At 64.3% G+C, this 12,071-nt stretch carries 14 protein-coding genes and 2 tRNA genes; 6 read left to right on the top strand and 10 right to left on the bottom strand.

The window, feature by feature from the left end; all coding sequences use genetic code 11:
* The first annotated feature begins 26 nt into the window (after positions 1 to 26).
* The 5 genes from C7435_RS11045 to yghU all read left to right on the top strand — a co-directional run bounded on the left by C7435_RS11045 (position 27) and on the right by yghU (position 4,682).
* Positions 27 to 1,337, top strand: a complete 1,311-nt coding sequence (locus tag C7435_RS11045; protein WP_121211528.1) for a hypothetical protein — start codon at positions 27 to 29, stop codon at positions 1,335 to 1,337.
* Complete coding sequence (locus tag C7435_RS11040) at positions 1,334 to 2,800, top strand: heme biosynthesis protein HemY (RefSeq protein WP_121211526.1); 1,467 nt, start codon at positions 1,334 to 1,336, stop codon at positions 2,798 to 2,800. Before C7435_RS11045 ends, C7435_RS11040 begins: the two co-directional genes overlap by 4 nt.
* Entirely contained in the window at positions 2,797 to 3,426 is a 630-nt protein-coding gene (gene udk / locus C7435_RS11035) for a uridine kinase (protein ID WP_121211524.1), read from the top strand. The genes C7435_RS11040 and udk overlap by 4 nt, the downstream gene beginning before the upstream one ends.
* A 90-nt stretch (positions 3,427 to 3,516) precedes the next feature.
* Positions 3,517 to 3,592 (top strand) — tRNA-Thr (locus C7435_RS11030).
* Between the two features lie 238 nt (positions 3,593 to 3,830).
* Positions 3,831 to 4,682 (top strand): glutathione-dependent disulfide-bond oxidoreductase, encoded by an 852-nt coding sequence (gene yghU, locus C7435_RS11025; protein WP_121211523.1) that lies wholly within the window; start codon positions 3,831 to 3,833, stop codon positions 4,680 to 4,682.
* 66 nt (positions 4,683 to 4,748) lie between these two features.
* Here yghU and C7435_RS11020 read toward each other — a convergent pair whose 3' ends face one another.
* The 9 genes from C7435_RS11020 to C7435_RS10980 form a co-directional block, all read right to left on the bottom strand.
* Complete coding sequence (locus tag C7435_RS11020) at positions 4,749 to 6,650, bottom strand: LVIVD repeat-containing protein (RefSeq protein WP_121211521.1); 1,902 nt, start codon at positions 6,648 to 6,650, stop codon at positions 4,749 to 4,751.
* Between the two features lie 25 nt (positions 6,651 to 6,675).
* Entirely contained in the window at positions 6,676 to 7,353 is a 678-nt protein-coding gene (locus C7435_RS11015) for a DUF305 domain-containing protein (protein ID WP_121211519.1), read from the bottom strand.
* A 114-nt stretch (positions 7,354 to 7,467) separates the two neighbouring features.
* Entirely contained in the window at positions 7,468 to 7,947 is a 480-nt protein-coding gene (gene bfr, locus C7435_RS11010) for a bacterioferritin (RefSeq protein ID WP_075189147.1), read from the bottom strand.
* Positions 7,948 to 8,045: 98 nt separating this feature from the next.
* Positions 8,046 to 8,243, bottom strand: a complete 198-nt coding sequence (locus C7435_RS11005) for a (2Fe-2S)-binding protein (RefSeq protein WP_121211517.1) — start codon at positions 8,241 to 8,243, stop codon at positions 8,046 to 8,048.
* A 121-nt stretch (positions 8,244 to 8,364) separates the two neighbouring features.
* Entirely contained in the window at positions 8,365 to 9,156 is a 792-nt protein-coding gene (locus C7435_RS11000) for a TIGR00266 family protein (protein WP_121211515.1), read from the bottom strand.
* A 98-nt stretch (positions 9,157 to 9,254) separates the two neighbouring features.
* On the bottom strand, positions 9,255 to 9,671 hold the full coding sequence (locus C7435_RS10995) for a response regulator (RefSeq protein ID WP_075189150.1): 417 nt from the start codon (positions 9,669 to 9,671) through the stop codon (positions 9,255 to 9,257).
* A 70-nt stretch (positions 9,672 to 9,741) separates the two neighbouring features.
* Positions 9,742 to 10,638 (bottom strand): bifunctional methylenetetrahydrofolate dehydrogenase/methenyltetrahydrofolate cyclohydrolase FolD, encoded by an 897-nt coding sequence (gene folD, locus C7435_RS10990; RefSeq protein WP_121211513.1) that lies wholly within the window; start codon positions 10,636 to 10,638, stop codon positions 9,742 to 9,744.
* Complete coding sequence (locus C7435_RS10985) at positions 10,619 to 10,915, bottom strand: DUF167 family protein (protein ID WP_121211512.1); 297 nt, start codon at positions 10,913 to 10,915, stop codon at positions 10,619 to 10,621. Before C7435_RS10985 ends, folD begins: the two co-directional genes overlap by 20 nt.
* 33 nt (positions 10,916 to 10,948) lie before the next feature.
* The gene (locus tag C7435_RS10980; protein ID WP_075189153.1) at positions 10,949 to 11,254 is read right to left on the bottom strand and encodes a YggT family protein; all 306 of its coding nucleotides are present in this window, start codon (positions 11,252 to 11,254) and stop codon (positions 10,949 to 10,951) included.
* Between the two features lie 115 nt (positions 11,255 to 11,369).
* Between C7435_RS10980 and C7435_RS10975 the strand changes: the two genes are divergently transcribed.
* Positions 11,370 to 11,445: transfer RNA gene (locus C7435_RS10975), tRNA-Ala, on the top strand.
* Between the two features lie 149 nt (positions 11,446 to 11,594).
* Here the strand turns inward: C7435_RS10975 and C7435_RS10970 are convergent.
* Positions 11,595 to 12,011 carry a response regulator gene (locus C7435_RS10970; protein ID WP_075189154.1) on the bottom strand — a complete coding sequence of 139 codons (417 nt, stop codon included), beginning with the start codon at positions 12,009 to 12,011 and terminating at the stop codon, positions 11,595 to 11,597.
* Positions 12,012 to 12,071: the final 60 nt, after the last annotated feature.

The following is a 12,071-nucleotide window of genomic DNA, read 5'->3' as shown; positions in this document are numbered from 1 at the left end:
CAAATTCGCACGAATCATGGGCCGTCATGGCTAATCCCGAAGACACACTCGATCCCGAACCCGTTGACGCCGAGTTCGAGCCGGCTGATGACAGCCACGCTGCCGGTGCCACTGCGCCCAAGCGCGGCGGCGCGCTGGGCCATGTGCTCGTCTTTCTGCTGGCGACAGTCGCCGGCGGCGCCGTCGGCTTCGCCGCCTCGCGCTACGTCCCCGCCGCCGATATGCCGGACGCCGGCGCCGCCGCCGAACGCGCGGCCCTGACCAGCGAGATCACCGGTCTGGACACCCGCCTTGGTGCGCTTGAGGCCGAAGACCCAGCCGCTGCGATTGCCCTTGATATCCGGTCGCTGGAGCAACGCCTGGCGACACTGGAAGCCAATGGCGGGTCTGGGTCAGGCGGACAGACCGTCGACCTGTCGGCCATCGAAACGCGGCTCGACAGGCTGGAAGTGAGTGCCAATGATGCGTCATCCGGCACCGCGGCTCAGTTTGACCCAAGCGAGCTGGAAGCACGTCTCGCTGCCCTCGAAACCGCCCAGTCCCTGACCGATGCCCGCGCCCAGCAAGCCCTGGACGCCAGCCAATCGGCGGGCGATGGCGCTGCCCTTGATCCGCAGGTCGTGCAAGCGTTGACTGATCGGATCATGGCGGTGGAAGCCTCGGTCGATGCACTCGCGGCGCCCGCCCGGTCCGATCCGGCGATTGCCGGGCTGCGTCAGGACCTGGTCGCGCTGCAGAGCGAACTCGATACGGTCAGGGGGCTTGCCGAAACGGCGAGGGATCGTGCTGACAGCGCGGCCCGGACAGCGTCCAGCCAACCCGTCGATACCGGGCAAGCCTCGCGCCAGCTCGCCGCCCGCGCGCTGGCCCTGACGGCCTTACGCGAAATTGCCCGCACCGGAGACGGTTTCGAGGCCGAGCGCGCTGCCCTGGCGCGGCTGTGGCGCGGCCAGGCAGACCTTGCAGCCATGGCCGGTTATTCGCGCGCCGGCGTGCCAACCCTGTCAGAACTGACCGCAAGCTTTCCCGGCGACGCGATCCGCGAAGCCGCCGGCCCGGGCCGGGTCTTTTTCGGCCTGATCGAAGTGCGTCGGACTGATGGCACGGACAGCGATAGTGGCCCCCTGGCGATGACCGCACTGGCCGAGCGCCGACTGGCCGAGAACGACCTGGTGGGCGCCGTGACCATCGCCGAACGGCTTGACGGCGAAGCGCTTGAAACCGCCAGAGACTGGCTGATCCAGGCCCGGGCCCGGCTTGATCTCGACCAGCGCCTGCAAGCACTGCGCGACGCGCTGGCGGCTGAAGCGGCTGAACAGGGAAGCGACCCGACATGATCCGCCTCATCCTGGCCGTTGTCTTTGCGCTGCTGACCGCCGCCCTCGGCGCTTTCCTGGCACTCAACCCCGGCCATGCCTCCTTTGAATTCCTCGGTGTTCAGACCGAAATGCCGTTCGTCGTCGCTGCCGGCGGCGTGATCCTGTTTGCCTTCCTGATGCTGGTGATCTGGTGGGGCATCTACCTGTTGTGGACTTCGCCGGACAAGGTGAAGGGTTTCATGGGCCGCCGTCGTCGTGAGCAAGGCTATGACGCACTGGAAAAGGCCCTGATCGCGTCGGCTGCCGGGGACGGTGAAGCGGCTGTGCGCCAGGCCGCCCGTGCCGACGCCCTGCTCGACAGGCCGGCCCTGTCCCGCCTGCTCGCTGCCCGGGCCGCTGAGTCGGCTGGCAATCTGGATGGCGCCCAGACCCATTATGAAGCCCTGCTGGAAGATCAGCGAACGCGGGTTGTTGCCCGGCGCGGCCTCGCCCAGCTGTCCAGCGAACGCGGCGATCTTGGCGCCACGATCGACCACGCCGCCGACGCGTTCCAGCAAGCCAAGGGCGCGCGCTGGGCCTTTGATGCACTGTTCGATGCCCAGGTCGCCAAGGCGCGTTGGCAGGACGCCCTGACCACACTGACCGAGGGCGAGCGCCGCAAACATGTCGCACCGGATACCGGCCGTCGTCGCCGCAGCGTGCTGCTGACCGCAGCGGCGCTGGAAGCCGAGACCAATGATGCCGAGACCGCGCGCGAGCTGGCGGTATCAGCCCACCGCGCCGCGCCAGGCTTTGCCCCGGCGGCGGCCCTCGCTGCCCGCCTCCTCGCCGATGGCCGCCGTCACAAGCGCGCCGCCGAAGTTCTGGAATCAGCGTGGGCTGCCGCGCCGCATCCGGCTCTCGCCCGCGCCTTCCAGGACTTGCGGAAATCCGACACCAAGGCCAAACGGATGGAGCGCCTCAAGGCGCTGGCCGAGCTCAATCCGGACCATCGCGAAAGCCGCCTCATCCTGATCCAGACGGCGTTGGAGGAGGGTGATGCACCCGCCGCCCGCACCCTGCTGGACCCGCTGATGGAAAGCGGGCAGCCCTCCTCGCGCCTGTGTGCCCTGTCGGCCCGGCTGGCGCGCCTCGACGGCAAGGACGAGCTGGCCCGTCGCTGGATGACCCGCGCCTCGCATGCCGGCGCCGATGCCGACTGGTCCGATATTGATCCGGAAGGCCGTCTGTTCGCCTATACACCGGACGACTGGAAACGCATGGTCTATGTCTTCGGCGATGAAAACCGCCTGACCCATCCGCGTTATGAGCGCTATGAACGCGCCGCTGGTGCGGTGCCTGAAACCGCACTCCTCGACGCGCCCCGACCGGTCAAATCCGCCACATCGCGCACAGCCAGCTTCGCCGACACTCCGGCGCGCATGCCTGACGACCCGGGCGTGCCGGACGAGGGCGAGGGCAAACCCGGACGCAGCGCGTGAGCGGGCCCGACGTAACCCTGATAGCGATTGTCGGTGGCTCCGCCTCCGGCAAGACCCGCCTCGCCTACGCCATCGCGGATGCAATTCCGGGCGCCTGTGTCATCAAGGAAGATGATTATTATCTCGACGCGACCCTGCTCGATGATTTCGATCCGGCCAGCTTCAATTTCGACGAACCCGCCTCCAAGGAGCACGCACTCCTGGTTAAACACCTGCGGGCGCTGAAGGCCGGCGCCGCCGTCGACATCCCGCAATATGATTTCGCAACCCATTCGCGCAAGCGCGAAACCCGCCGTGTGGAGCCGGCTCCGGCCATCATCATCGAGGGTTTGCACGCGGTCGCGACACCCGACCTGGCCGAATTGTTCGACCTGGTCATCTATGTGTCCGCCACCCGCCCGGTGCGTTTCGAGCGCCGCCTCAAACGCGATGTGTCCGAACGCGGCCGGACACCGGACTCGGTCCGTCACCAGTTCGACACCATCGTCGAACCCATGCACACCCTGCATGTCGAGCCGCAAAAACCCCTGGCCGACATCATCATCACCAATATGGGGCCGCCGGATTTCGACTGCCTTGCCGAACCGGTGCTGGATCGCCTTCGCGACACGGTCGTGAACCGCTGATTTTGCCATGATGAAGGGCTTGCCGACCGCCCCATTCGCGGTTAGTTTCCGCCGCCTCTCGACCGGTGACGGTCGGCAGGCCTGTGGTAAGCCGCTTTAGCTCAGCTGGTAGAGCAACGCATTCGTAATGCGTAGGTCAGGTGTTCGAGTCACCTAAGCGGCACCATTCTTTCATTGCTTCCGTTGCGCTCGAACCCGTGCTCAGGCCCACCCTTGGTGTTGGGGTTCGTGCTCACATGAAGCGCGCTCAAGGCTGGGATGTTCGAGCCTGATCCATCAGCCTTGACCAGTTTTCTTTGCTTCCACGCCACTCGAACCGCTGCCCGGTCTGATCGATCAGGCAACACGCCTTGTGCCTCGCGTCGAGCGCCTTACATATCGGCGCAAGCAAACAGGGTGCCTTCATGACCGAGACCAGCCAATACGTGCCGCCGAAAGTATGGACCTGGGACAGCGAGAGCGGTGGCCGCTTCGCCAGTATCAACCGACCGATTGCCGGCTCGACCCATGACAAGGACCTGCCGGTCGGCAAGCATCCGCTGCAACTCTATTCGCTGGCCACGCCCAATGGTGTGAAGGTCACCATCCTGCTTGAGGAGCTGCTGGAGCTCGGTCACAGCGAGGCCGAATATGATGCCTGGCTGGTGCGGATTACCGAGGGCGACCAGTTCTCATCCGGCTTTGTCGCGGTCAATCCGAACTCCAAGATCCCGGCCCTGATGGACCACAGCACCGAGACACCGACCCGTGTCTTCGAATCCGGCGCGATCCTGCTCTATCTGGCGGAGAAGTTCGGCGCCTTCCTGCCAACCGATCATGCCAGCCGCACCGAGGCCCTGAACTGGCTCTTCTGGCAGATGGGTTCCGCGCCTTATCTGGGCGGCGGCTTTGGCCATTTCTACGCCTATGCGCCGGAAAAATGGGAGTATCCGATCAATCGTTTTGCCATGGAGGTGAAGCGCCAGATGGATGTGCTCGACCGGACGCTTGCCGAACGCCCCTATCTGGCCGGCGCTGAATACTCGATCGCCGACATGGCGGTCTGGGCCTGGTATGGCGCGCTCGCCCGCGGCGTTCTCTACGAGGCTGGCGAGTTCTTATCAGTCCGGGATTACACGCATGTGCAACGCTGGGCGGCCGAGATTGCCGATCGCCCGGCCGTCAAACGCGGTATCCGGGTCAATCGGGTCTGGGGCGAGGAAGCCAATCAGCTTCCCGAACGCCACAGCGCCGCCGATTTCGACACCAAGCGCTAGGACATCTGGCGCGACGAAAGCCGGGGCGGGTCGGATTCAAGCCGGCCCGCCCGGTTTCTTATTGGCCTAATTGACCCGCGACAGGATCCCGCCGAGCGTCGAAAGACGGTCAGCATCAGCCGAAGACAGGCCGGGCTGAGCCGCTGCCGCCGTCAGGGACGCGCCTGCCGCCGCCAGCGTTTCAGCATGAGCCTCTCCCGCCGACCAAGCTTCGACAGTCTCGCCGATCGCGGCCAGCACGCCGCCGTCAAGCACATCGGTGCGACCGATCTGGTCGAGCAAGGCCAGGGCGACCACGGGCTGGTCCGGCCAGGTAACGTGCAACTGCGTCTGGGTGTTCGCCTCGTCAAAGTGAATGAGCTCCGCTGCGGCGATCTCGTTGGCCGTCAGAAATTCGCTTGGCTGCAGGCGGAAAACATCCATGCCGCGAACCAACTCTGGCGCCCAGATGCGGCCATTATGCCAGTAGGCCGCCCAATAGCCGCCGACGCGCAGGGCGTCGGGGCCCAGCGGACCCTGGTCAAAAAAGGCAATCTCGAACGGATTGTCACTGTCGGTGAAGTCGATGATCGAGAGGCCGCCACTATACCAGCCCTGCACCATGATATCGCGCCCCGGGACCGGGATGATATTGCCGTTGTGGGCAACACAGTTCTCGATCGCCGATTGTTCACCCGGGATTTTGAAGAAGCCGCGCCGCTGCAGCTCACCATCGACGATATCGGCAATCAGGTCAGCACCCCATTCGGCCGGATCGTCGGCCTGACAACGGGCGCCCAAACCACCGCCCCACTCATCGGTGAACAGGACTTTGCTGGCATCGTTGGAAAAGGTCGCCGAGTGCCAATAGGCCATGTTGGGATCGGCGAGGTCGGAGATGCGGCGCGGATTCACCGGGTCGGAAATGTCCAGAAGGATACCGTTTCCGCCGCAGGCCCCGCCGGCCAGCCCCATCTCCGGATAGACCGTGATGTCGTGGCAAGCCACGGTGGATGCGGCCGTCTGGGCACCCTCTTCCATTTCGCCGCCAGCCCACAGGCCGGCAATCTCGCCGGTCTCGTAATCGGTGAAGATGCGCGGCCGACTGACGATGGCGGCCTGTTCCGGAGCGTCGAGCGGGACCTCGATCACGTCGATACTGTAGAGCGCGGTCTCGGGATTTTCGTCCGGCTCGCCACCGCTACAGCCGGCGAGTTCGCTGTCCGGACGGACGCTGCTGGTGCCCTGAACATAGATATAGGCGGTGCGGTCATCGCTCGGGTGCGGCACGAACGTGTGGGTGTGCGAACCGCGGCAGGTCTGGACAGCGGCCACCTGGCGCGGCGCTGACAGGTCGCTGATATCGAAGATGCGTACACCGAGGAAGCGTTCCGGGCTGGACTCGTCATCAACGCCATCATTGCCGCAATCGAGGCGGCCCCGGTTTTGTTCGGTCGAGAAGAAGACCAGACTCCCGTGCACCGAGACATCGCCCTGACCGCCGGGGCAGACCACGGACAGGATATGCTGCGGGTCGTCGGGATTGGCAGCGTCATAGACGTTAAAGCCATGAAACCCGCCGACAATGACCCGGTCGCCGGTGAAGGCGAGGTCGGAATTGGCGAAGGAAAGGAGGCCCGGCCCGGTGCCCTCGTCGTCATCCGTGTCTTCATTGGCGTCTTCGTGGGTATCTTCGTCGGCGCCTTCATCGGCGCCGTCAGGGGCCTCGTCCTCGATCGCCGCACCGGCCTCGTCGGCGGGGATGCTGAGGGCGATCATCGCGGTGTCGCGATCAAAGAAACCATCCGGTGGCGGCACCGAGGCCGTCCGTTCGAGATTCCAGATCACCGAACCGGCGTCAAACAGGCCCGGCGCGAGATCGGCGCGCGAGGGCGGCCCGCTCGCAACCTCCTCGGCGGCCGGTGAACAGGCGGCGAGGGCGGCGCCAAGCGCGGCCAACGAAACCATGGATCTGAAATTCGGTGTCATGATGTCCCCCTCGGACGTCGAAAAGCTAAAGCCCGGCGAGCAGGCCACGCATGCGCGCGATCTCGGCGGATTGGTCGGCGATGACCGCAGACAGGAATTCCGACAATTGCGGATCCTCACCATTGCCGGCATCGGCAAGCAGACGATCGACCATGCCGATGGCGCCCTGGTGGTGGTGGATCATGCCGGTGAGATAGAGGCGGTCGAACGCATCACCCCTTGCGGCAGCCAGTTCGGCCATTTGCGCCGGCGACAGCATGCCAGCCATCAACGGCACATCGGACGGTGCCCCATGCGCCCCGTGATGCCCGCCATGACCCGTCGCCATCGCGTGACCGGCCGGGGCGTGCGACATCGCGGTCGGCAATCCGCGGCGGACCAGCCAGGCGCGCATCATCTCGATTTCAGAAGCCTGTGAGCGGGCAATGCGATCTCCCATAAGGGCGATATCGCGATTGTCGGTCCGTTCGGCGATCAGATTACCCATGTCAACGGCCTGACCGTGATGCACGATCATATGCTGCATGAAGGCGACATCGTCAGCGGTATATCGGCTGCCGGCCAGGCTGATCGATTCGTCCGGCGTGACGGTGCGGGCGGCACTGCCCGGCGCGCCGGGCTGGAAGATCGGCGGGTCGGCCGCGTGCCCGGGGCCAACAAACAGGCAGCTTGCCAGCACGGCAGGAATGATGGCTCGGAACATGATCTCCCCGGCGTTGCCCCCGGCGCGGCAGGCCGGGCTGACAGGTCAACGTAACAGGAATGTAATCATGCTTGTGCGTTCAAGGAAATAGCACGGCCACCCAATGGCCGGCGCCTATCCCTCGCCAGGCGCCATCTGCGACTGCATGTAACGCGCCTCGCCGATCTTCTCGATCAGGCCCAGCTGGGTTTCGAGGAAGTCGATATGCTCTTCTTCGCTGTCGAGAATGTCGGTGAAAATCTTGCGCGAGACATAGTCGCCCGCTTCTTCACAATAGGCGATCGCTTCCTTGTAGTAAGGATGGGCGCGCTGCTCGACCTTGAGGTCGCACTCAAGGCATTCCTTCAGCGTTTCGCCGATATAGATGCGGGCGAGGTCCTGGACGGCGGGCAGGCCTTCGAGGAAAAGAATGCGTTCGATCAGCATGTCCGCATGCTTCATCTCGTCGATCGATTCCTCATACTCGACCTTGGCGATCTTCGCGAAACCCCAATCCTTGAACATGCGCGCATGCAGAAAGTACTGGTTCACGGCTGCCAGTTCGAGCTTGAGCGCTCCGTTCAGCAATTCAATGACCTTGGCATCGCCCTTCATGGCGGTTCTCCCGTGCGCAGCAATACATGCTACTCTACGGAAAGCCGAGCGCAGGCCAAAACGTTAAGTTTGCAAGTGAAAGTGGGTATCGGTCGCGATTATTCAGCGGCCGCGGCAAAACCGTCCGGGCCAAGCCGGTTGGCGGCGATCATGTCGGCGACGTCCGGCAGGCAGCGACCACATTTCGGCTTGGCGTCACAAGCCCGGAACACGCAAGCCGCGCCCTTGACGGACGGGTCGGCGGCGGCAGCCTTGAGCTCGCGATCGCGCAGCGCGTTGCAGATGCAGACATACATGGACGGACACGGTTTCCTGAAAGCCTTTCGCAATCTTTCCCGTGAATGCGAATGACTGTCAACTGCATAATGTATGCGCCGGGCCGCCCATACCGCCCGGCGCACGAAAACCGGCCTGCCGTCAATTGCCACGCATGATTGACCCCAAGGGCCCCAGCACCGAGCCTTCGCCCTGACCGGACCCGGTCACCGGGACATTGGCCAGGATGCGGCCCGCCAGGCGCGAGAAGGGCATCGACTGGATCCAGACCTTGCCCGGTCCACGCAGGCGGGCAAAGAACACGCCTTCACCGCCAAAGATCATCGACTTGATATTGCCGGCCCGCTCGATCTCGAAATCAACGCCCGGCGTATAGGCGACGACACAGCCGGTATCGACGTGAAGCTCCTCGCCCGGCGCCAGCTCACGCTCGATCAACGTGCCGCCGGCATGGACAAAGACCCAGCCCGTGCCCTCAAGGCGTTGCATGATGAAGCCCTCGCCGCCGAACAGGCCCGTCATGATGCGCTTTTGCAGGGCGATCCCGACCGAGACGCCCTTGGCTGCCGCCAGGAAGCTGTCCTTCTGGCAGATCAGCTCGCCACCGAGATCGGGCAGGTGGACCGGGATGATGGTGCCGGGATAGGGCGCTGCGAACGCCACCTTGGCCTTGCCCTGCCCACCATGGGTGAAGACAGTCATGAACAGGCTTTCGCCGGTGAGGAGCCGCTTGCCGGCGCCGGCGAGGGCGCCCCAGACGCCCTGGTTCTTCTGGGAACCGTCACCGAACACCGCTTCCATGCTGATGCTCGGCGCCTTGAACATCATCGCGCCCGCTTCGGACACCACGCTTTCGCCCGGGTCCAGTTCGATCTCGACATACTGGATGTCCTCGCCGCCGATCTCGTAATCGATCACGTCCGCCTGGCTCATTGCGCTCTCCCTGTCGCTGACTGAAGGCGCAAGGTTAGCGGCGGTCGGCACGGGAACAAGCGGTAAAACGCCCCTTGCATGTCCCCTGTCGGGCGCGGTCAGATGGTCTGGATATCGGCGGACTCAGCGGCTTCGCGGATCATGTGCGCGAGATGCAAGGGCATCTCCCCCTTGGGACTGCGAAAGCTGGAATTCTTGTCGACGCGGCCAACACCGCTGGGCAAATGCCCCTCATCGACGATGATCGAGCCGGACAGGATCAACATGGGCGTGTCACCGGCACAGGATTGCGCTGTTTCCAGTGTGTCCGTCGGATGGATCGAGTCCGGCAGGCGCAGATCGAGCAGAATGAGATCATATTGCGACCGGGCGAGGCAGCGCTTGGCGTCCTTGAGCGTGCGGGCCACCTCGAAAGAGATGTCCAGATCACCCGCTTCGCACACGGCATGCTGGACGAGCATCGCATCGGCGAAATCGTCTTCTACATGCAGAACGCGCAGTGCGTGATTGCTCATGGAATCCTCCCTGGCTCATATTCTATGCAGGTTGCGTTATTGAACCGTTTACAAAATCAGGCAAGTCCGATCAATAATCATCCGGCAGCGGAAGTTTCGCCCTAAGCGCTGCCGCTATTACGGTATTTCTCAAAAGCATTGCAATGGTCATCGGGCCAATTCCACCCGGAACGGGCGTAATCCAGCCGGCATGGCCAACGATTTCATCAAACGCGACATCACCAACCAGACGCGATTTGCCGGCGCCGCGCTCGGGCGCGTCGATACGGTTGATGCCGACATCCAGCACGCAGGCGCCCGGCTTTACCCAGTCGCCACGCACCATTTCCGCTCGTCCGACCGCCGGCACCAGGATATCCGCCGTGCGGCACAGGGCCGGCAGGTCGGCGGTGCGCGAATGCGCAATCGTCACCGTGGCGTTCTTCTCGAGAAACAACAGCGCTGCCGGCTTGCCGACCAGGATAGACCGGCCGATCACAACGACCGACTTGCCGGACAGGTCACCCAGGGCGCGCTCCGCCAGAAAGACACAGCCCGCCGGCGTACACGGGCGCAGACCGGCCTGGCCCAGGACCAGCCGCCCGGCACTGGTTTCTGTCAGCCCGTCGACATCCTTGTCCGGGTCGATATGGCTGATCACGCGATTGGCGTTGATATGATCCGGCAGCGGCATCTGCACGAGAATACCGTCGACACCCTCATCCTGATTGAGGCGCTCGACGATCGCGATCACATCAGCCTCCCTGACATCCGCCGGTTTGCGAATTTCGATCGAGGTGAGACCGGCCGCCTCGGTGCGCCGGACCTTGTTGCGAACATAGACATCGCTCGCAGGATCATCGCCGATCAGCACCACGGCCAGACAGGGGGCCCGCCCCAGCGCGGCGGCCAGCCCGGCTCCGACTTCGCCGGCGCGGGCGTCGATCTCGGCGGCGACCGCCTTGCCGTCAATCAGGTTTGCGCTCATCCGCGAAGGCCTCCAGTTGGACGACAACCCGGTCCCGCTCCGCTCGGTCAGCGGCAATCCGGATCGTCTTCAGACGCGATGTCGCGCCGCGTATCACATCGATGTCACGCTTGGGAATAGCCAATTGCTTGGCCAACAGCGCGATCAGGGCCGTATTGGCGCGGCCCTTCTCCGGCACGGCACGGACCCGCGCCGCAAGATGGATCTGTCCGGCCGCGTCGCACCGCCAGGCCTCGATACCGTCGCGGGATGCGCCTGGCGTCAGCCGGACGCGCAGGACAACGCTGTCCGGACCGACATCGAATACGCGTCAGAGGGCGACATAAATCTGCGGCAACAGCCAACCGCGGATGAACATCAGGATCAGGAGCAGGACCAGCGGCGAGAAATCCAGCCCTCCGATCGGCGGCAGGACCCGGCGGATCGGCCGCAACACCGGTTCGGTGATGGAATGGGTCATCCGCCAGATCATGTTCACCAGCTGGTTGTTGGTGTTCACGACGTTGAAATTGACGAGCCAGCTCAGGATGATTCCGACGATGATGATGATGTAGAAGAGGAACAGAATGGGATCGACGAAATATTGGATAAGGGCTTGCCCAAGGGACTGGTTCATTGCGCTCTCGCTTGCGTTTCGCGTTTGATCCTGTTTAGCGCGTGCGGTCCGGAAAGGTCCAGACGCGGATGCTTGACAGCGCAGCGGCGGAAAAGTACCTCGGCGTCCTTGGTTCGGGGCCGTAGCTCAGTTGGGAGAGCGCGTCGTTCGCAATGACGAGGTCAGGGGTTCGATTCCCCTCGGCTCCACCATTTCCCTGATCTCACAGCAGTCCGCTTTGCGGACGCCTCCGATGGGGCGGCCTGGCCGGCCGGCGCGCCGTCGCGCTTGCGAACCCTGCGGGTTCGAGGCGGGTTCGTCCAGCTCGACCCCCCTTCGCCCTACGGGCACCCATCCCCGTTCAACTGACCAGTTGCGGCATCGCACCGGCGAGGCGGGCGAGGTCTTCGACGAGCTTGCGGAATTCGTGGAGGCGGGCCGGTTTTTCGACAGCGCCGACGACGCGGCCGAAAGCCCGGGCCGGACCGAGCATGTCGCCAGTCTCGCTCATCACCATCACCGGGATGTCGCGCAGGCCGGGCGTGTCATCGAGGCCGCGCAACAGCCAGATGCCATCGCCATGGCTCATGCACATGTCGAGCAGGATGCACACCGGCAGCTTCGGACTGTCACCGACCTGCCGGCAACGCAACAGGTCGAGGGCGGCTTCGCCCGACCGCGCCACCTCCAGACGGACGGCGCCGGAATAGCGCTCGAACGCGGTCCGGACCAGTTCAACATCTCCCTCGCAGTCTTCGACCAGCAACACGGTTTTCATGGCCAAGCTCTCTACTCGCCGGCGCCGGCCCCCGTCAGCAGGCTGCCCCGAACTCCCCAA

This window comes from Maricaulis maris, from assembly GCF_003634045.1.
Taxonomy (GTDB): Bacteria; Pseudomonadota; Alphaproteobacteria; order Caulobacterales; family Maricaulaceae; genus Maricaulis; species Maricaulis maris.
The sequence above is the reverse complement of the archived record's forward strand: the minus strand, read 5'-3'. Positions and strand labels throughout refer to the sequence as shown.

Coding starts and splice junctions, on each gene's coding strand:
- C7435_RS11020 (WP_121211521.1), bottom strand. CDS start 6,650: ATGACACCGAATTTCAGATCCATGGTTTCGTTGGCCGCGCTTGGCGCC.
- C7435_RS10980 (WP_075189153.1), bottom strand. CDS start 11,254: ATGAACCAGTCCCTTGGGCAAGCCCTTATCCAATATTTCGTCGATCCC.
- C7435_RS11045 (WP_121211528.1), top strand. CDS start 27: ATGGCTAATCCCGAAGACACACTCGATCCCGAACCCGTTGACGCCGAG.
- bfr (WP_075189147.1), bottom strand. CDS start 7,947: ATGAAGGGCGATGCCAAGGTCATTGAATTGCTGAACGGAGCGCTCAAG.
- C7435_RS11040 (WP_121211526.1), top strand. CDS start 1,334: ATGATCCGCCTCATCCTGGCCGTTGTCTTTGCGCTGCTGACCGCCGCC.
- C7435_RS11015 (WP_121211519.1), bottom strand. CDS start 7,353: ATGTTCCGAGCCATCATTCCTGCCGTGCTGGCAAGCTGCCTGTTTGTT.
- C7435_RS11005 (WP_121211517.1), bottom strand. CDS start 8,243: ATGTATGTCTGCATCTGCAACGCGCTGCGCGATCGCGAGCTCAAGGCT.
- C7435_RS10995 (WP_075189150.1), bottom strand. CDS start 9,671: ATGAGCAATCACGCACTGCGCGTTCTGCATGTAGAAGACGATTTCGCC.
- C7435_RS10970 (WP_075189154.1), bottom strand. CDS start 12,011: ATGAAAACCGTGTTGCTGGTCGAAGACTGCGAGGGAGATGTTGAACTG.
- folD (WP_121211513.1), bottom strand. CDS start 10,638: ATGAGCGCAAACCTGATTGACGGCAAGGCGGTCGCCGCCGAGATCGAC.
- C7435_RS11000 (WP_121211515.1), bottom strand. CDS start 9,156: ATGAGCCAGGCGGACGTGATCGATTACGAGATCGGCGGCGAGGACATC.
- yghU (WP_121211523.1), top strand. CDS start 3,831: ATGACCGAGACCAGCCAATACGTGCCGCCGAAAGTATGGACCTGGGAC.